The organism is Ferrimonas lipolytica (assembly GCF_012295575.1).
Lineage (GTDB): Bacteria > Pseudomonadota > Gammaproteobacteria > Enterobacterales > Shewanellaceae > Ferrimonas > Ferrimonas lipolytica.
In genome coordinates this window covers 816,023-835,640 of record NZ_CP051180.1, presented here as the reverse complement: position 1 = coordinate 835,640, position 19,618 = coordinate 816,023, and the positions used below count along the sequence as shown (strand labels likewise).

Below are 19,618 nucleotides of genomic sequence, written 5' to 3'. Positions count from 1 at the left end.
AGGGGGAGCATCGTGAAAATTATGCGCTTACGGACTCTCGCCGTTGTTGCCTTATTGCTGGGCATCGGCAGCTACGCTTACCTGCAGTTGCCACAGGCGGCTGCACCTCAAAGCTGGGTTCTGCCCGCCTCCCCACAACCCTCGTTATCTCACTCATTCACTCTGCTCAATTGGAATATCCAAAAACGCAGTTACGAACCCAAATGGCAGCAGCAGTTCGCAGCCATTGAACAACAATACCAACCTGAGTTAATCACCCTGCAGGAGGTGTCATTAACCGCCAGTAAGCAAAATCCCAGTAATAGCAATGCGGTGTATGCCCCCAATCTCATTACCCACAGCGGTTATTCGGGATTATTAACCGCGACACCCACCCCGGCTGTCGACCATTTCGTCCGGCTAACAACCGCTGCCGAGCCTGTAAGTGACACCCCTAAAATCGCGCTCTATAGCCAACATCTGTTGCCACACAGGCAACAGCTATTGCTGATCAACATTCATGCGATCAACTTTGTTACTGATGCCCAATACCAGAATCAACTTAATGATTTACATAAGCAAATAACCAGTCACAATGGGCCAGTAGTACTCAGTGGTGACTTTAACAGCTGGAGCGATAGCCGCCAGCGGCGCCTCGATAACGTGGTGGCATCGCTTGGTCTATCTGAGGTGTATTTTGCTGACTCGGGAGAGATAAAGTCATTTTTTGGCCACCGCTTAGATCATATCTATTTCAGCCAGCACTTAAGTACAGTTACAGGCAGCGCTATGGTATTAGACCAATTTGATGCCAGCGATCATGCTCCTATGATCGTTTCGTTTTCACTGGCAACAGCGGAGTAAACAGCAACAGCTATGGATAAACTCTACCAACTCGCCTTATGGTTCGGACTCTCTGCCTACTACCTGTTAGTGGCAGCAGTGTCTTTGCGAGTTGCACTCAAGCGCCGAGTTGTCGGTGTATCGTTAGCCTGGCTGCTAGTTATCTTTATTGTTCCTATTGGCGGGGTGCTTTTTTATCTGCTTTTTGGTGAGCGTTATCTCGGCCGTCGACGTAAGCGACGCGCTCAAGTCTTGTACCAGACATTGCGAGAGTCGCTGGCGGAAACTACCCGCCTCGATCCCCAATACCAAGATAATTTAGGTGCTTATGCGCACCCAATTCATACCTTATGTTTCAAGCAGCTTGGGATCCCATCAACCTTAGGCAACCAACTGGAGCTATTGTCTACTCCAACTGACATCTTTACCCGAATGTGTCAGGACATTGAACACGCGCAATCCACTATTCAGCTCGAGTTTTATATCTGGTACGAGGGCGGCAAGGCTGACCATGTCGCTAACCTGCTTATCGCTGCAGCCAAGCGTGGGGTCGAAGTACATTTGATCTTAGATGCCGCAGGCAGTCGTGACTTTCTCAATGGCCGCTGGCCAATACGGATGCGCTACGCCGGGATTCATGTTGTTGATGCTCTCAGCGTCAATCCGTTCAAGATGTTCCTGCGACGCCTTGATCTGCGCCAACATCGCAAGATATTGGTGATCGATAATCAAATCGGTTACACCGGTTCAATGAACATGATCGATCCCGCTCACTTTAAACAAAACGAAGGGGTTGGGCAGTGGATTGATGTGATGATCCGTATCAATGGTGCCGCGGCAACTACCCTCGCAGCGATCCACGCTTGGGACTGGCAAGTTGAAGGCGGTGACTCAATTATCAAGCGGTTGCCAGAGAATAGCTTCCAGCCCAACGACAACCGTTATGCGGTTCAGGTGATCCCATCTGGCACAGCGCTGCCAAGCAATGTGATTCAAAAGGTATTATTGCTTGGGATCTATCACGCCCGAGCAAACATCACCCTCTGTGCCCCCTACTTTGTTCCAAGCGAGCACCTGCTTGAAGCGCTAATCACCGCTGCCGCCCGTGGCGTTAATGTTGAATTGATCCTACCGGACAAAAATGATTCGATGATGGTGAGCTGGGCCAGTCGTTCCTTCTTTGGCGAGCTGCTCGCCGCCGGGGTAACCATCTATCGATTCCAAGGTGGGCTGCTGCACACCAAAGCGGTGATGTTCGATAACGAGCATTGCTTGGTCGGGACGGTAAATCTAGATATGCGCAGTTTGCAGCTCAACAGCGAGGTTACCCTCGCCTTCGATGACCCTAAGCTGTGCAATGACATACGGCTACTGTTTGACCAATATCGAAACCACAGCTATGCCCACGACTACTCCATTTGGCAACAACGGCCATTGGTCAGTAAGTTGGTGGAGCAGTTTTTCTATATGTTCGCGCCATTATTGTAGCTGCCATATTGTAACTGCCGTCAAAGCTCCTAAAATACCCGCCCTACTCTCGATTTACCGGAGCGTTCAATGGAACCTACCACCACTAATATTCAAGACAACGGCCAAGCCCAAGCACAAGAGCTACTGAACGCAGCCATGCCATTGGCGCACAAATTATTGACCGAAACCGGTGAGTTTATGCCGTTTGCTGCTGCGATGACTCCAGCGGGCGACTTTGTTAGCGTTGATGTGCCTGAGGATCAAGAAGAGGAAAACCCAAGCGAAGCGATGGTTGCCGATCTACAGCTGGTTTTGCGCCAAGCTGCTGGCGAAGGTGAGTACATCGCTACTGCAGTAGTTTACGACACCGGAATTTTGCTCGGTGAAGATGCTCAAGAACCACAAGACGCAGTGGCGGTAAACCTCGACCATAAGTCTGGTTTCGCCATGGTTGTGTTTGTGCCGTACACCATCGTTGATGGCAAGGTACAATTTGCAGAGATGATGGCACAAGAGGCTGAATCCATTATTTTTGCTAGCTAAGTAACTACCAATGACTAAACCTAATCTCGCGCTGTTTGATTTCGATGGAACCTTAACCCACAACGATAACTTCAGCGCGTTTTTATGGTTCGCGACACCAGTATGGCGGATGGCGCTTGCCTGCCCACTTTTGGTCCCACTCAAATGGGCGTGGCAACAAGGTTGGCTATCGAGCGCTATTACTCGTCGTAGTGTCACTCGTTTAGCCTACACTGGCCGACGACGAGAACGGCTTGAGCAACTAGGTCAACGTTATATTGCCGGTCGCCAGCAGCATATTTTTCGACCAGATATGCTGGCCAAACTCCACCAACACCAGCAGCAAGGCGATACGGTAGTGCTGGTCTCCGCCTCCCTCAATCTGTACCTACAACCTTGGTGCAGACAAAACGGCATTACCCTACTGTGTTCTGAACTTAGCTACATTGGCAACTGCGCCTCCGGTGGTTATCAGCAAGGTGATTGCGCCAATCAGATTAAAGCGCAACGGGTTTTAGCTCGGTTCGATCTGAGCCAATATGAGCGGATTTATGCCTATGGCGATAGCGATGAGGATCTGCCGTTACTGGCACTGGCCGATTTCCCTTACCTCAACGGCAGCCCGTATAAAAAATCAACCACTTGATGAAACTCCTATACTAATTCTGCCGTCTAAAAAAGAACGCAGCGAATAGGAGATACACCATGGATTTTCAGGGATTATTGAATCAAGTGCTTGGGGCGCAACAATCAACAACACCAAACAGCAACAGCTCACCAGCCCAACAACCTTCAACAACCACAGCTGGCTTAGGCAGTAACCTTAGCTCCGGTTTAACCGGCCTAGCTTCCGGTGCCATTGGTGGCACCCTAATGGGGATGTTGATGGGCAGTAAAAAAGGCAGAAAGATGGGCAAAGGTGTTGCCAAGGTCGGTGGAGCTGCTGCGCTTGGTGCCTTAGCGCTCAAAGCGTTTCAAAGCTACCAACAGAGCCAATCGTCTCAGCCTACAGCAGCGCAAACTCAACCTGCAGCAACGACACCTACCTCGGCTACAGTCGCTCAGCTGCAAGCGCCGGATGAAATTGCATCCAAACAGATTTTAAAGGCGATGATTGGCGCAGCCAAAGCGGATGGCCATGTCGATGAACAGGAACGACAAAAGCTCCAAGCGGCGGTGCAACAAGCCGGTGCCAGTGCTAGCGTTGCCCAATTTGTTGATGCTGAACTTGCCAAACCGTTGGATCCCGCCGACGTTGCCGCTGGGGTCAACAGCCCAGAGCTTGCAGCAGAACTCTATTTGGTCTCGACGCTGATGGTGGATGACCAGAGCTTTATGGAAAAGTCCTATCTGCAGGAGTTAGCAAGGCAGCTCAATATCGCCCCAGAGCTCGCGCAACAGTTAGAGCTGCAAGCGGCCAACGCTTGAGTTTATTGCCGCATACGGTGCCATGGGCAGCGGCTTGACGCTGCTGCCCACCACTGGAACAACTTAGTTATGTCATTAGTGTTGCTGCGCCATGCTAAATCCTGTTGGGATCAGCCAACGCTTGAAGATTGGCAGCGGCCGCTGGCAACCCGCGGGATTAACACTCTCCCTAAGGTGTTGACACAGCTACAACAATGGCACTTAACACCAACTCAGATCATCTGCAGCGATGCCGTCCGTGCCGTTGCTACTGCCAAAGTGGTCGCGGCGTCCTACCCCAACGCGACCTACCTGCAGTTGCCCGAGCTCTACATGGCCAAGCTGCACGACTGGAACAACCTGCTATATGACTACAAAACTGAAGCTAACCAATCTGACCAATGCCAATTGTGGGTTGGCCATAATCCGGCAATGCAACAGTTGGTTGAGCAGCTTAGTGGCATCCATATAATCAAATTTCGTACCGCGGCGATGGCCTGGTTAAGCGCTGACGGTGTGCGCTTGTTTCGCACTACAACGGCCTAAATCGCGTGGTAGCTATTTAACCTTCTACTCGACAGAGCAACAACATGAATATCGAACAACGCTTCAGCATCATTCAAACACACCGTCACAGTGCCCACACCCAACGGCGCTACGCATTGGCAGATATTTCCCACTCTGGCCAACGTATACTCATGTGGGCGCCTTGTTTCAGTAAAAAAGATGAAGATCACAAAAATAATATCCAGCCCGCATTCGGTGTCAATTTTGACGGTAGTCAGATAAGATCCACCACCGTAGCCTTGTGATTAATACCTATTGATATAGACAGCTAATGAGAAGAATACTAGCCGACTTTAGAAAACTGACCTCCTTAGTAGAAGGTTGTAGAATCGCCTACCTAAATTTTCCTGTTAGTGGACTAAAGTCCAACTCCAATGGGCCACTAGCAGAAAGAAAAATTAGCAGTACGATATTAAACTATCCTGTATTATCTACTGATGATGAGTTCAGAGTGCTTTTTGACCGTCTGCAAAGAATCGTACTTCAGGACTATAATAATGTAATGAAGTTCCAATTGAACGGAGATTGGCCCAAAGGGTTATATTTCGGTCCTTTCAACAAATGCGAAGGTAAAAGTTTAGCGAGAACAATTGAGCTGTGCAGCGAGCTAAATATAAACTCAGCAGTTGAATTCTATAGCTTTTGCGAAAACGACAACTTTGTTGGCTATTTTTGCATCACATCAAGCGGAAGCCAACAAGAGTTAATCGAATACGTTAATAAACCTTTGATCACAACAACACTTGATTTGACCCATTTTTATTTGACCAGAAGTTATCCTAGCCTAGTGAACCCAAATAATTTCAATGGTGTAATTAATGAAAAAACTCGAGCCGTTATACAATTAGCAGCTGAAGGAAACAGTTGTAAAGATATTGGTCATAAGCTTTGCCTTACAGAGCGTGGTGTAAACTATCACCTCGACCGAGCCAAAAATATTCTTGGTGCAAGTAATAAAACTGACATGGTAAGGTTAGCTAAAAATAACTGCTTAATATAGAGGCTATGACAACTAGCAGATGCCACATTTAAGACTATAAAACAGATAATTTATAGCTGAGCTGGAACTAAAAACCAATATCCAGCAAGTAATCTCAACGGATCAGGCTCAAGACTAAGATGGCTAAAAAGTTTTTTGGAGGCATAGTTAGGATAGTGGCAAACCTGTTATTAGTATAAATAAGGCTTGTTATTATAGTTCTTCCAGAGTGTTCATAATGCGATTGTACAACTAAATGTGCAGGTCGATGTTATCTTCGAGCTGGCCATAAAAATAGAACAATTTCTCGCTACTCCCCTAGTTATTAACCGCTATGAACAGTAATGGTTCAGCGCTTATAAGTAGTGGTCTCCGATTAATGCGGACATGGTGTTGAGGTTTGCTAGGATCAATTAGCTGACTCAGGGCATCTCACTCTTTTCCTAGTTGGAAATAAATTCACCACTGAAGTTGAATAAAAGATAACTATGACCAACAAGGATAGTATCCTTTACAAGCTCGAGTTAACAATTCAATTTAAAACTTGAGCATTGGTGTTATTTTTGACGGTTACCAACTCTAATCCTCTTCCTACCATGCAGTCTTGATTAAACAAAAAGCATGGATAAGTGATGTTAATAAAAAAAAGACTAGCCGTTTTAACTATATGCACATTGGCTTTGGCCGCTTGTGGCAGCGATAATGACAACGCCGCCGTAAACCCATCCCCTGCCGACCCTGAGCCTACCGAAAAAAGTAAAGGTTGGGATTATATTGAAACCCCCTACTTCGAGTTAAAGGATACGGGGTTAAAGGGCAACCTATACATGACCATCGGAACCCTGATTGACAACGTTCAACCTTGGTTATCGACTGCCTACATCGCAATGGCAAACGGTGACGCATCCTACGATCAAAATGGCGATGGCTTGATCAACCACCGCGATCCCGGATTAGCTGGAATCTCCAACGAAGAGGTGGGGCCAACCTATACGCTAGATACTCAGAAGATGATTGACTATTTGGCAACCAACCCAGACGGCTTCGGCGCCGGAACCTCGCGACCAGATATCTTTGTTGAGGGCCATTACAACGCCTTTGACGTATTGCGCTATACCGTGGCAACTCGCGATGACATGCGTTTTGAAGGCGATGTCATCAGCTATAAAGACTCCAAGTACAACACCTTCGAGTTCCGTTTGTCTTGGGATAGCAACGGCGACGGCGAATTTAATAGTAACGACGGTGAGTACTACAACTCTGACGACTGGCACTTTGCCTCCATCACCGATCGCGGCCAGACCACTCAGTATGGCGGCATGCGCCACGATTACAACTACCAAAGAATGGACACTTTCTGGGTACGCGAAGCCACCGAGATGCGGTTCTTGGTCCACGATGAAGTGATGACCAATCGGCGTCACTGGATTTGGCAACGAGAACAAGACCGTACCGCGGCAAACAATGGCAAGTTTATCGTACCGCTGTTCATGCATATCGACCTTAACCCAGAAAATGGCGTTGAGGTTGTTGCCAATAACATCGAGGTAACCGCCTACAACGTCCGCTCTGATGTATTTCAACCTGGCGTGATTACCGCCATGGATGTGTGGATGTCACTGGCGGAACAACAAGAGATGGATATTCGCTTTAGTTGGTGGCCGGTGATGAACACCGGAGCAATCGTCAACAGCTTTGCCATGATGCATAACCCTTGGAAAGGTGCCTATGGCGGCTGGGTTGCCTCAGCACCTATTCAGGGAGAGCTAGAAGCTCTTGGCGATTTCGACGGCCTTGCTCCAATGTGTAACATCAACCTTGATGGCACATCGTCTGCACCAGGAGAAGGTCAGGTTGACCCTGAGACCTGCACCAAAGAGTGGCTATCCTATAGAGCCATTGGTGGTGCCACCTTGAACGATGTTTCCGGGTCGGTGGTTTTACCTTTCGCTCCCGAAGTGATGATGTTGGCCGACGTCGATACCAGAGATCTATACAATGTGCCAGAAATCGACCTGCGCGAAGATGGCATCGTCAGCGTGTACGTTGCAGACGATAAGTTGGAGCACACCACGTTGAATAGCCGCGGCGACTTTGACCTGTACCCAACTAAGGATGCCTCAGAAGTCGCCGATTTGCGCTTATTGGCTGCGGCAACCGCACCTCAGGGTAACTCAGTTATCCTTGACGAGACTCACTTTGGTTGGAAGATCGCCGACTGTACACAATGTCACAATTCAGAGAAGCAACCTTTAGGCCATGGTGGCGCAAGCTGGCCAACCAACTCCGCCGACGGCTTTGACGATATTCAGCCGTACTACTGTGCAACCTGTCATGGCAATAACGGCGCCCAAGAGGGTCACAATCGCAGTGCTCGTTGTTTTTGGTGTCATAACAGCAATAACGGTTCCGGCCTGTTGCCTAACAATCATGGTAACGCCAGCATAGCCAAGGCTATTCCTGTTGAAGACAACGTGTCGAACAAACGTTTCCGTAGCACAACCCCTGTAGGCAAGCCGAGCGGCAACTATGAGGCATACGGAGACTTGATTGATCCAAGCCATAACAGTGATTACTCCCTAAGTAAGACCTTCCCAGATCCGTTCGCCTGTGGCACCTGCCACGGCTTTGAACACGAAATGAGTGAACAATAATAGTTACAGCAAGGCTGTTGAAAAGCGACATGGATAGGTACCTCGACAACGTCGATGCCCGCATAAAGGAGTAATCCACCTAGTCGAACATCTAAAGCGCCGCACCTGCGGCGCTTTTCTATTTTCAACAAAAACAAATACGCTCTTATGGGTGCAGTTCAAAGTTTGACCTAACCGCCTATGCCACAATGCTTTTAGGAGAGCTGTCTGAACCAGCAGCTACGTTAAATACGTACAAGGAAGTGAATACCGATTATGGAAACCAAATCCTGCCCTGAGTGTCTTAGCGATATCCCCGTCGCGGCCAACATCTGCCGTTATTGTACAGAGCGCATTGTCGGCGTCTGTTGTCAGGAGTGCTTGGCGCTAAACCCTGAAGGTGCAACGAAATGCCGCTGGTGTGGCACTCGTATCAGCACGGTTTCGGCCACTAACATTGACACATTTGAGGTGCAGGCCAACGTCGTCGCCACTGTGCTGACCCAGCTGCGGCTTCACCCTCAGCAGGCATTCTTTACCCCCGAGAAATTGATTATCCGCTCCTATGGCTTGTTAGGGTTTACCTCCAACGATGAGGAGATCCTCTGGGAGAAGGTGGCGGGATTTTCCCACCGCCGTGGCCTACTGTGGGATACCATCTCCATTGAGACTCGTGGCCAGACCCCTGCCTCAATTGGTTGTTTAGATAAGCCCGATGCAGAGCGGGTTCGTCAGGTTTTGCAAGGGCTAGAGAAGTAATTACCTCGTCCTAACGTATCTATCAAGGCCCGCCAAGGCAGGCCATTGATATTGGATGTTAATGTTCAGGTAGATGTTTAGCTGCTCTACCAGCAACATGGCGCTTACATCCATACTAGGCTCGGTAACAGATCTCCTTAAAGGCGGAGTTCCCAACCAAGATAACGGCCTCCATGAAACCGAAACACAACAAAATGGGGGGCCTAGTTAAAGGCTGTGTCTCAATTAAGTGTTGTTCTTTCGAATACAGTTAAAGCACCGGCTAGGCGAGTTCTGATACAAGGGGAAAGCACTACCGCTATTGATCTTCTGCCGCATTGGAGCAGTCCAGCGAAGCGTTTTGGACTGTGACCTAAGGCAAAGGGGATTCCAAAGAGGGCGAAGCTCCCCCGCTAATGCATACAAGAATGTGCCGTCACCACCGCGACATCCCCCCTAAAAGCACCGACATCAGTGAAGCCGAAGGCTTGGGGTAAACTTAAACAGCTAACTACGACACTGCCTAGTTAAAAGCTATCTTGCTGGCTAAATTTGCATCAAAGAACATTTAACGCATACTCATGCACACGCCCTAATTATCAACCATGGATGGCTTAAAACATGGTCAGCAGCAAACCCGTCAATATCGCCATACTTGGTGCAGGGAGCATTGGTTGCTACCTCGGCGGCTGTCTCGCAGCCAATAGCGATGCAACCACCACAGCTATCAGCTTGATTGGCCGCCCTCGCTTGCAACAGCAACTCCAAAGCCATGGCCTCACAGTGACCGACTGGCAAGGCCGCCATAGCCACATCGCTACCAATGCCCGCCACGCAGCGTTACTCCAATTCCATACCACCTGTGAAGCACTCGCTCACGCCGATTATATTTTGGTCACAGTAAAAAGTGGTGACACTAGAGCAGCAGGCCAACTTATCTCCCGGCACGGTCACACAGATGCGGTGGTAATCAGCTTCCAAAATGGCGTTAGCAATGGTGACAAGTTGCAACAGTTATTGCCACGCCATACGGTACTGCGCGGCATGGTGCCGTTTAACGTATTTAGCCAAGGGCAAGGAGTATTTCATTGTGGTACTGAAGGTAACTTAGCATTGCAGGCAACCACTGTTGAAATAGGCGCTCTATTAAAACGCTTCGCCAGTGCCGCTCTGCCGATAATGCAATACGATGATATGGCCACTGTGCAATGGGGCAAATTGGTTGTAAATCTTAACAATGCGGTTAACGCCTTAGCGGGAATGCCACTGCGCGATCAACTTTACCACCCGGTCTATCGGCGCATTATGGCTCGTACCATTAAAGAAGCACTGGTGATACTCACCAAAGCTGGGATCCGCCCGGCTCGCAGTGGCAAAGTAATTCCAGCCTTACTGCCCTATGTCTTAGCATTGCCGACACCGCTGTTTGCCAAAGTAGCCAGCGCTATGCTTAAGATTGATGCCGACGCTCGCTCGTCGATGTACGAAGATCTACAGCTGCAACGTACCACCGAGGTCGACTTCCTCAATGGCGAAATCGTTCGCTTGGCCAAACAACACCAGTTAGCGGCACCAATCAATAGCACCATCGTCACGCTAATTAAAGACGCTGAGCGACAGCGTCAAGGTTCCCCAATGATCGGCGCCGATTCGTTAAGGCGTCTGCTCAAGCTCTAAATCACTAACATTGTTAATCGCTAACGCAGCCACCTGCTGGTGGTTGTGAATATCGATCATCAGTGTGGCTTATCTCCCCTATTTTTTGTCACTTTTCACCCCTATGGTGCCGTTGATGCCTTGCTATGTTGGGGCTATTGAAACGGATGCATTAGGAAATAAGATGGATAAGCAGATTGATGTGGTGATTTACGGTGCCACCGGTTTTACCGGCCAGTTGGTCGCAGAGTACCTACAGCGAGCCTATCATGGCAGTGAGCTGCGCTGGGCGATGGCGGGTCGCAACTTAGACAAGCTCACCTCAGTAAAACGTGAACTGGCGATCGACGATGCCGTACCGCTAATTGTCGCCGATTCTACCGATACCGACTCATTGGCTGCAATGGTGGCACAAGCCAAGGTCGTGATCGCTGCGGCAGGCCCTTATCAACTGTATGGCGAACCCCTAGTGGCAGCCTGTGTTGCCGCTGGTACCGATTATGTCGACCTATGTGGCGAACCCAGCTGGATGCGACAGATGATAGATACATACCGCAGCCATGCTCAAGAAAGTGGCGCCCGTATTGTTCACTCCTGCGGTTTTGATTCGGTTCCTTCCGATCTTGGCGTATTCCAGCTACAGCAACTAGCCAAAAACGAATTTGGCAAACCCTTTACTCGAGTTAAAGGCCGCGTTGAAGCGATGCAAGGTGGGCCATCTGGCGGCACTGTTGCCAGCTTTATGGTTTCCGCTGGCGCCGCGAAAAAAGATCCCGCCATTGGTGCCTTAATGGTAAATCCATTTGCACTAACGCCGGGCTTCGAAGGGCCAAAACAACCATCAGGCATGAAACCGGTATTTGATGAAGAGCTAAATAGTTGGGCAAGCTCGTTTGTGATGGCGGTGATCAACACCAAAAACGTTCACCGAAGCAATGCAATGATGGGCCACCCTTATGGTACGGACTTTCAGTACGATGAGATGATCGCCACCGGCCCCGGCGACAAAGGAGAACAAGTCGCCATCGCCCTAAGCAAAGGCGATGGCTTAGTTGGTAAAGGTACCCCGCCAGCACCGGGTGAAGGGCCATCAAAACAGGAACAACAAGACGGTTTCTTTACTTTGGCGTTTCACGGCAACAGCGACAGTGGCCAAGCAACAGTTCGGGTTTCTGGTGACAAGGATCCAGGCTATGGCTGTACCAGCATGATGATCGCCGAATCCGCATTATGCCTGTTAGAGCAAGGTGGCAAGCTTGGCGGCGGTTTCTTCACCCCAGCGTCGGCGATGGGTGCGGCACTGCTCAACCGTTTAAGCGCGAAAAAAGTGCTGACGTTTAAACAGCAGCTAGGTTAAGGAGCGCGAATGGATAAGCCCTACTTCTTTATCGCTCAAATAAAGGTCAAAGATTATGCTGATTACCATCAACGTTATGGCCACAAGGTGCTAGAACAGGTTGTTGCAGCCGGTGGTGAAATCTTGGTGGCAAGCCCAGCAGCGGAGATATTAGAAGGCGAATGGTTCGGTAACTGGACCGTGATTGGGCGTCTTCCCAGCCAAACAATTGCAAAGCAATGGTGGAACTCGCCGGAATATCGGCAACTGGCGCAACTACGTCAGCAGGTGTTATCCGACGGAGGGTCGGTAGTGATGGTGCCAGGGCTGCCGCAACAACTGCTCAGTTAGCAGCAACCACAATCAGCAGTCTCAACTAAAATCCCCACCGGCGCAGGCTGTGTGGGGATTGTTGTCTTACCGACGTCGGTTAAGAGCAGTGACCGCAGCAAGATACTGGCTTCTCTTGCTCAGCTTCATTGTTAGCCTTGGCAGGCGATTGCTGTTTGACCGGAGCTACTAGCACTGATTCGCGCTGAGCAGCGGCTTCCTTATCTTGCGACTTTTTAAAGATTTTAGTAAACGATAACGCCATGGGATTTCCTCTCAAACCTACAAAGTTGCATTTTAATTGCATCTTAATGTTGGTTCTATAGCTACGCAATATACGCCTCTTCAGATACCAGACTAACGCACTCTATTAGCACTTATGTGATCTGGATTAAGCAATCGGGCTCGCAGCCCGCCCAAATAGAGTCATTAGCGGTTGATTTTTACTCGCCCACTTTTTAATTGCTGCTTAAAGCAGCAGCCTTTTAACTGATATCGCGTATGCGGCCATATTTGTGTGCTAGGTCACCGTGTCACCGGGTGGTTTTCGCTAAATTGTCCGGTTCAATTATTTGGGAATCTAAAAGCCATGACCGCTATTAATCAAGACCGCTTGGTCAATCACTTTATCGAGCTGGTTAAAATCGACAGCGAATCTCGCAACGAAAAGCAGATTGCCGAAACCTTAACCGAGCAATTGGGCGCACTGGGTTTTGCCGTTACTCGTCTGCCAGTCGCTGCGGAGCTGTCGAACGGTTTTAATATCTATGCCAAGTTAGCGGGCGAGCTGAACGGCTCAGTCCTGATGAGCTGCCACATGGACACTGTTGCGCCAGGCATCGGCATCGAACCGGTGATTGAAGATGGCATCATTCGCAGCGCTGGCGACACCATCTTAGGTGGCGATGATAAATCAGGCATTGCAGCCATCATGGAAGCGGTTCGGGTTATTAAAGAGAGCGGCAACGCCCACAAAACCTTAGAACTGGCGTTCACCGTATTTGAAGAGGGTGGTCTCCACGGCTCCAAGAATTTCGATATGAGCGTAGTGAACTCGAGCGAAGCCATTGTGCTTGATTCAGGCGGTCCTATCGGCACCATCATCACCGTAGCACCGGGGCAACAGAACCTGAAAGTAACCATCAAAGGTAAGCCTGCCCACGCTGGTTTGGCGCCGGAAGAAGGGGTTAACGCCTTGACTGTTGCTGCCGATGCTATCAGCCAGATGAAGCTGTCTCGCATCGACGCTGAAACCACCGCTAACATCGGTGTGGTTAACGGCGGCCAAGCTACCAACATCGTCATGCCAGAGCTGTTTATTGAAGCAGAAGCACGCTCATTGAACGACGATAAGCTGTCAGCCCAAGTCGCGCACATGGTATCGACCTTCGAAGCGGCCGCTGAAAAACACGGCGCCCAAATCAACATCGAGACCGAACGCTCTTACAATGCTTACAACATCGACGATAAAGATCCGCTGGTTAGTGATATCCAAGCGGCCTTTAGTCAATGTGGCGTGACCCCACTGCTGCAGTCCACTGGCGGCGGCTCTGATGCCAACATCTTTAACGAGAAAGGCCTAAAGACCGTTAATCTATCGACCGGTATGGCTAAGGTGCACACCACCGAAGAGTACATCGCCGTAGCCGATATGGTTGCCATTACCGAGTTTGTTAAGGCATTCCTAAGCCGCTAATCCGCCCTAAATGGATTAACTCCGGTGGCTTAGATGCAAAAAGGCGAACCAAAGGTTCGCCTTTTTCATTGCCGCAACAACTTAGGCGACCTGTTGAGTACCAACTTGCTTAGCAAAGTACTCATCCAAGCTACCTTGGAAGTCCACCAGCTTGTTATTTTTGATATCGATAATTCGTGTTGCTAGTGACGACACAAATTCACGATCATGGCTGACGAAGATCAAGGTGCCTTCAAACGCTTTTAGGGCGTTGTTTAACGCTTCAATCGCTTCCATATCCATGTGGTTGGTTGGCTCATCCATTATCAGTACGTTGATATCGTCCATCATTAACTTGCCAAACAACAGGCGGTTTTTCTCACCACCAGAGCAGTTGCGCGCTTTTTTGTTGATGTCGTCTTCACCAAACAGCAGTCGCCCTAACATACCACGTACCATCAGATCGTTATGACGCGGTGTCCGCCACTGCGACATCCACTCCATCAAGGTTAGATCGTTGTCGAAATCAGCACTGCTGTCCTGTGGACAGTAACCTACTGAGGCGTTCTCGGACCATTTGATCACCCCTTGGGTGTGCTCAAGCTCGCTCATTAAACAACGTAACAAGGTGGTTTTACCAACACCGTTCTCACCAATAATGGCCAGTTTAGCCCCAGCTTCAAGGATCATATCTCCTTGAGAAAACAGGGTTTCACCGTCAAAGCCATGAGCTAAGTTTTCGATGGTTAACGCTTGGCGATGCATCTTCTTGCCTGGGGCAAAGGCGATGTTAGGGATAATACGGCTGGAAGACTTAACCTCATCCAGTTTAATCTTATCCATCTTCTTGGCACGGGAGCTAGCCTGCTTCGCTTTGGAAGCGTTAGCACCAAAACGGTTAACGAAGTCTTGCAACTCGTCAATTTCGGCTGCTTTCTTGGCGTTACCTGCTAGCAGTTGTTCACGGATCAGAGCTGACTGCGCCAAGAAGAATTCGTAGTTGCCTGGATAGATCCGCAATTCACCGTAATCGATGTCAGCCATGTGAGTACACACTGAGTTAAGGAAATGGCGATCGTGCGAGATGATGATCATGGTGCACTTACGCTTGTTGAGCTCATCTTCCAGCCAGCTGATGGAGTGGATATCCAAGTTGTTGGTTGGTTCATCCAGCAACAGAATGTCAGGATTGGCAAACAGTGCTTGTGCCAACAACACCCGTAATTTCCAGCCTGGGGCAACCTGCGACATCAAGCCGTAGTGATACGACTCCTCGATACCCGCTTCTAGTAGAATCTCGCCGGCACGGCTCTCGGCGCTGTAGCCATCCATCTCGGCAAACTGGCTTTCCAGATCGCCGACGCGCATGCCATCAGCTTCGGTCATCTCTGCCTTAGCATAAATCGCATCACGCTCCTTCTTAATCTCCCATAACGCCACGTCCCCCATGATCACCGCATCAATCACGCTGTACTGCTCAAAACCAAATTGATCCTGGTTCAATTTACCAACCTTAAACCCTTCAGCAATAGAGACATTGCCAGAGGTCGGCGCCAATTCACCACTTAAGATCTTCATGAAGGTGGATTTGCCACAACCGTTAGCACCGATCAAACCATAACGGTTGCCGTTACCAAATTTGGCGGAGATATTTTCAAACAATGGCTCAGGGCCGAACTGCATGGTGATATTAGAGGTAGAGATCAAAAAAAGGATTTCCTAAGGCATACAGACAACAAGCTGCGTGGGGGAACAGGCACACGACAACACCGTGATTGACGCTCAAAATTGGTTAAATTTTGTGTCGGCGCTAGCGCAAAGGCGCGGAGTATACAGCAACCATCATAGGTTCCCTACCGCTTCTTTTGATTAGTTGTAGATTAGTTTTTATAGCTGCATTAAATCGGGCTGTGTACCAATTAAGTGTTGTTGTTCTTTCTAATACAGTTAAAACACCGGCTAGGCGAGCACCGATACAAAGGGTTAAGCACTGCCGCCGTTGATCTTCTGCCGCATTGGAGCAGTCCAGCGAAGCGCTTTGGACTGCGACCTAAGGCAAAGGGGATTCCAAAGGGGGCGAAGCTCGCCCCACTAATGCATACAAGAATTGCATACAAGAATGTGCCGTCGCCACTGCGACATCGTCCCTAAAAGCACCGCAATCGGTAGAGCCAAAGGCTTGATATAAACCTCAACACTTAACTGTGATACCGCCCCCAAAAAGGCTGGGTACCAGCTAAGTGTTGTTGTTTCCAATGCTGTTAAAGCACCGCAATCGGTGAAGCCGAAGGCTTAAGATAAACTTCAACAGCTAACTACGACACAGCCTTAAATCGGCGCTAAGCCATTGATGCTAACGAGCAGGCACAAAAAAGGAGGCATAAGCCTCCTTTTTGTGACAACGGCAGTCGATTACGACTTACGTACGTACTTTGAGATGATCACAATGCGCTGGCCGTTAACGCGACCTTCGATGTGCTCTGGGTTGTTAGTCAGCGAGATGTTGCGGACGGTCGTGCCGCGCTTCGCCACCATACTAGAACCCTTCACGTCCAGATCCTTAATCAGGTAAACGTTATCGCCACCGTTCAGCTTTACGCCTAGCTCGTCGTAACAAGCTTCACCCTGCTGTGCTTCGACGGTAGCAACGACCAGATCAGCCCACGCTTGGGTCTGCTCTTCTAGGTAGATCATATCCAGCAGATCTTGTGCCCAAGACTCACCATTTTTAACCAGCATCTTCAGCTGACGGAAAGACATCACCTGCACCGCTGGTACTTGGCTCCACATGCTGTCGTTCAGGCAACGCCAGTGGTTAGAGTCCATGTTATCGGTGTCTTCGATTTGGCTGGCACACGTAGCACATACCAAAACCGCTTTGTCGGAATCTGCACCATCTGATGGCGGTACGTCGTACACACTCAAATCGTTTTCGGCTGCACACAGTTCACACTTGCTACCTGCGCGTTCGTTCAAAGCTTTCAATAGTGCCATTTTACAGATCCTTAAATTTTCGACGACGTATTATGCCCGCCTGCATGACTAAAAAGAATAGTAACTCTCTACTATTACGCCGAATTGCAGACCACATCGCGCTTTGCCTGAACTGCAACTATCCTCAACGATAGGAATAGCGGCCACAGAAGTACGCTTCCTCGCTCTCGTATCACCCTTTTTGTTCTGCCGAACCACTAGGTTCATTGGAGGAGATATGAACAAAAACACCGCAATCAAACTGTTACCTGCTTTGATGCTCGTTCCGTTATCAGTCAGTGCGCAAGTAACCTCATTTGCCGACGCAATTTCAGCTGGCGAGGTGAATCTCGATATGCGTTGGCGCTATGAACATGTCGACCAAGACAATGACCTCAAAGACGCCGATGCTTCTACCATTAGAACCCGACTCACCCTCAGTACTGGCGAGTATCGGGGTCTTAGCGGCTTGCTCGAATTTGAAGACTCGCGGGAAGCATTTGTTGACGATTACAACGATGGGCTGGGTTCTAACCCCCGCTACTCCACCGTTGCCGATCCGGAAACAACGGAACTCGACCAGCTCTACCTGCGTTACAAATATGAGCAATTTCGAGCAACCGTCGGCCGACAGGTGTTGGTACGCGATAACCAACGCTTTATAGGCCACGTTGGTTGGCGTCAGGACAGGCAAACCTTTGATGCTGTTGAGCTGCATTGGCAAGCTAGCCACAACATCAATGTTGCCTACGCTTACATCGATCAACGTAACCGCATTTTCGCCGATGACCGCGATGTTGATGCCCAAGACCATCTATTTAACGCCGACATCGGTACCGATGTCGGCAAACTCTCTGGCTACGTCTACCTGCTTGAGGAGGATGACAGTCCCAACGAAAGTGAAACCTATGGCATTCGTCTCGCCGGCGATGCCGAAGCTGATAAGCTAACCCTGCGCTATGCAATCGAATACGCGATGCAGGATGCCGACAACGCCAACGGCAGTTTTGATACCGATTACTACCTGTTTGAGGGCGGTGTTGGTTGGCGCGGCATCACTATCACTGGGGGGCTTGAGGTGCTGGGCTCAGACGGTGGCGATTACGGTTTTTCTACACCATTGGCAACGTTGCATAAATTTAATGGTTGGGCAGATCAATTTCTATCAACCCCTGATCAAGGCATAGAGGATTACTACATTGGTGCATCCGGCCAAGTGCTTAAAGGGACGTGGAATGTGGTTTACCATCGTTTTGACGCCGATAAGTCAACTAGACGCATTGACGACCTTGGTGACGAGTGGGACTTTAGTTACGCGATAAAATTCTACCAGCACTACGCCGCAGGAGCTAAATACGCGATGTATAGTGAAGGTGACAGTGAAGCAAATAAGGTTGATACCGATAAGTTTTGGATCTGGCTTAGCGCCAACTTTTGAGCACAGCGCAAACAACCAGATAATGATCCAAAGCAGGTAATATTAATGCGCCAATAATGGCGCATTAATTGTTTGAGTGTTGTTATTAGCTCGCATGGTTATTCCAGTTTCGCGGTAGTCATCGCAATCATGCTTTTCAACAACCAGTGGATCGCCGGCTCTTCTGAGTTGGCTCGGCGCCAATACAGCCGCACCGGCAATGGATCGCAGGGAAACGGCAGCGGTAATACCTTCACCGGCAGCAGTTCGCTCAATTGCTCCGCGTAACGTTGCGGCATGGTCAGCAGCAATCTCGTCGCAGCAACCACCTTAACTGCAGCAAAATAGCTCTCACAATAGAGCTGCACATTGCGTTTACTAGCGATCCCTTGCATTCGTTGTTCCACAAAGGTGCGTTCGGTACGTTCCAAGGTTACCAAGACATGATTGGCACTAACGTAGTCATCCATCGAGATGGTGTTATCAAGGTAACTTGGATGCTGTTCACCAACCACGACCGCCAACGGTTCATTTCGATACAGCTGCGAGGCGATCTGTTCAGAAACGCTTTGCTCCATATCCACTACCAAATCAACTTCGCCATCGAGCAAGCGCGACTCCAATTCGCTGCCTGTAACTCGAAATGAGGCCACACTGACGCTGGAGTTAAGGTGCTCAAGATGAGACAACATTTGCGGCAACACCATCGCCTCTAACAGATCACGAAAGCCTAGATGAAACTCCAGGTCTGAGCTCGCCGGGTTAAAGCTGCCACCACTTCGCTGACACAGCTGCAAACTATTTAGCGCTTGGCTCACTTTTGGCAAGATGTCGCGTCCATGGGGGGTTAGCACCAAACCTCGCCCCTGTTTCACCAGCAAGGGATCCCCCACCTGTTGGCGCAAACGCCCGAGCGCATGCGAAACCGCAGATTGAGTTAGATGAAGCTGGTGCGCTGCAGCTGAGGTTGAGCCTAACTCCGCTACAGCTCGAAAGACGCGGAATAAGTTAAGGTCGATGCGGTGGTCCACACGTGCCAACTGATGAATACTGGTCATCTATTTCGCTGAATTGTCGCCATTGGATTATTAGA

At 49.5% G+C, this 19,618-nt stretch carries 19 protein-coding genes; 15 read left to right on the top strand and 4 right to left on the bottom strand.

All coding sequences use genetic code 11. The features are described from left to right. Positions 1 to 21: 21 nt before the first annotated feature. The 13 genes from HER31_RS03935 (at position 22) to HER31_RS03875 (ending at position 12,481) form a co-directional block, all read left to right on the top strand. Positions 22 to 843: an endonuclease/exonuclease/phosphatase family protein gene (locus tag HER31_RS03935; RefSeq protein WP_238786925.1), complete on the top strand. Its 822-nt coding sequence runs from the start codon at positions 22 to 24 to the stop codon at positions 841 to 843. Positions 844 to 855: 12 nt separating this feature from the next. Further along, positions 856 to 2,310, top strand: a complete 1,455-nt coding sequence (gene cls, locus HER31_RS03930) for a cardiolipin synthase (RefSeq protein ID WP_168659373.1) — start codon at positions 856 to 858, stop codon at positions 2,308 to 2,310. 69 nt (positions 2,311 to 2,379) lie between these two features. Further along, positions 2,380 to 2,835, top strand: a complete 456-nt coding sequence (locus tag HER31_RS03925) for a hypothetical protein (protein WP_168659372.1) — start codon at positions 2,380 to 2,382, stop codon at positions 2,833 to 2,835. Between the two features lie 10 nt (positions 2,836 to 2,845). Further along, positions 2,846 to 3,460 carry an HAD-IB family hydrolase gene (locus tag HER31_RS03920; RefSeq protein WP_168659371.1) on the top strand — a complete coding sequence of 205 codons (615 nt, stop codon included), beginning with the start codon at positions 2,846 to 2,848 and terminating at the stop codon, positions 3,458 to 3,460. A gap of 59 nt (positions 3,461 to 3,519) precedes the next feature. Beyond that, the gene (locus HER31_RS03915; RefSeq protein WP_168659370.1) at positions 3,520 to 4,242 is read left to right on the top strand and encodes a tellurite resistance TerB family protein; all 723 of its coding nucleotides are present in this window, start codon (positions 3,520 to 3,522) and stop codon (positions 4,240 to 4,242) included. Positions 4,243 to 4,311: 69 nt separating this feature from the next. Next, entirely contained in the window at positions 4,312 to 4,767 is a 456-nt protein-coding gene (locus tag HER31_RS03910) for a SixA phosphatase family protein (protein ID WP_168659369.1), read from the top strand. Between the two features lie 44 nt (positions 4,768 to 4,811). Next, positions 4,812 to 5,033 carry a hypothetical protein gene (locus HER31_RS03905; RefSeq protein ID WP_168659368.1) on the top strand — a complete coding sequence of 74 codons (222 nt, stop codon included), beginning with the start codon at positions 4,812 to 4,814 and terminating at the stop codon, positions 5,031 to 5,033. Positions 5,034 to 5,059: 26 nt separating this feature from the next. Continuing rightward, positions 5,060 to 5,788: a helix-turn-helix domain-containing protein gene (locus HER31_RS03900; protein WP_168659367.1), complete on the top strand. Its 729-nt coding sequence runs from the start codon at positions 5,060 to 5,062 to the stop codon at positions 5,786 to 5,788. A gap of 611 nt (positions 5,789 to 6,399) precedes the next feature. Further along, the gene (locus tag HER31_RS03895; RefSeq protein ID WP_168659366.1) at positions 6,400 to 8,421 is read left to right on the top strand and encodes a hypothetical protein; all 2,022 of its coding nucleotides are present in this window, start codon (positions 6,400 to 6,402) and stop codon (positions 8,419 to 8,421) included. A gap of 255 nt (positions 8,422 to 8,676) precedes the next feature. After that, a complete protein-coding gene (locus HER31_RS03890; RefSeq protein ID WP_168659365.1) occupies positions 8,677 to 9,159 on the top strand; it encodes a PH domain-containing protein in 483 nt (160 codons plus the stop codon). Between the two features lie 600 nt (positions 9,160 to 9,759). Next, on the top strand, positions 9,760 to 10,815 hold the full coding sequence (locus HER31_RS03885; protein WP_168659364.1) for a 2-dehydropantoate 2-reductase: 1,056 nt from the start codon (positions 9,760 to 9,762) through the stop codon (positions 10,813 to 10,815). Positions 10,816 to 10,978: 163 nt separating this feature from the next. After that, the gene (locus HER31_RS03880) at positions 10,979 to 12,151 is read left to right on the top strand and encodes a saccharopine dehydrogenase family protein (RefSeq protein WP_168659363.1); all 1,173 of its coding nucleotides are present in this window, start codon (positions 10,979 to 10,981) and stop codon (positions 12,149 to 12,151) included. A gap of 9 nt (positions 12,152 to 12,160) precedes the next feature. Next, positions 12,161 to 12,481: a DUF1330 domain-containing protein gene (locus HER31_RS03875; RefSeq protein WP_168659362.1), complete on the top strand. Its 321-nt coding sequence runs from the start codon at positions 12,161 to 12,163 to the stop codon at positions 12,479 to 12,481. A gap of 79 nt (positions 12,482 to 12,560) precedes the next feature. Here HER31_RS03875 and HER31_RS03870 read toward each other — a convergent pair whose 3' ends face one another. Beyond that, positions 12,561 to 12,725 carry a CCGSCS motif protein gene (locus HER31_RS03870; protein ID WP_168659361.1) on the bottom strand — a complete coding sequence of 55 codons (165 nt, stop codon included), beginning with the start codon at positions 12,723 to 12,725 and terminating at the stop codon, positions 12,561 to 12,563. A 324-nt stretch (positions 12,726 to 13,049) separates the two neighbouring features. Between HER31_RS03870 and HER31_RS03865 the strand changes: the two genes are divergently transcribed. Next, positions 13,050 to 14,156, top strand: coding sequence for a M20/M25/M40 family metallo-hydrolase (locus HER31_RS03865; protein WP_168659360.1), 1,107 nt, complete (start codon positions 13,050 to 13,052; stop codon positions 14,154 to 14,156). A gap of 81 nt (positions 14,157 to 14,237) precedes the next feature. Here the strand turns inward: HER31_RS03865 and HER31_RS03860 are convergent, their stop codons facing one another. Beyond that, positions 14,238 to 15,842 carry an ABC-F family ATPase gene (locus tag HER31_RS03860; RefSeq protein WP_168659359.1) on the bottom strand — a complete coding sequence of 535 codons (1,605 nt, stop codon included), beginning with the start codon at positions 15,840 to 15,842 and terminating at the stop codon, positions 14,238 to 14,240. A gap of 705 nt (positions 15,843 to 16,547) precedes the next feature. Continuing rightward, positions 16,548 to 17,129, bottom strand: a complete 582-nt coding sequence (locus HER31_RS03855) for a PhnA domain-containing protein (RefSeq protein ID WP_168659358.1) — start codon at positions 17,127 to 17,129, stop codon at positions 16,548 to 16,550. A gap of 217 nt (positions 17,130 to 17,346) precedes the next feature. Here HER31_RS03855 and HER31_RS03850 point away from each other — a divergent pair, with 217 nt between their 5' ends. Continuing rightward, a complete protein-coding gene (locus tag HER31_RS03850; RefSeq protein WP_168659357.1) occupies positions 17,347 to 18,546 on the top strand; it encodes an alginate export family protein in 1,200 nt (399 codons plus the stop codon). A 98-nt stretch (positions 18,547 to 18,644) separates the two neighbouring features. Here the strand turns inward: HER31_RS03850 and HER31_RS03845 are convergent, their stop codons facing one another. After that, positions 18,645 to 19,583 (bottom strand): LysR family transcriptional regulator, encoded by a 939-nt coding sequence (locus HER31_RS03845; protein WP_168659356.1) that lies wholly within the window; start codon positions 19,581 to 19,583, stop codon positions 18,645 to 18,647. Between the last annotated feature and the right edge of the window lie 35 nt (positions 19,584 to 19,618).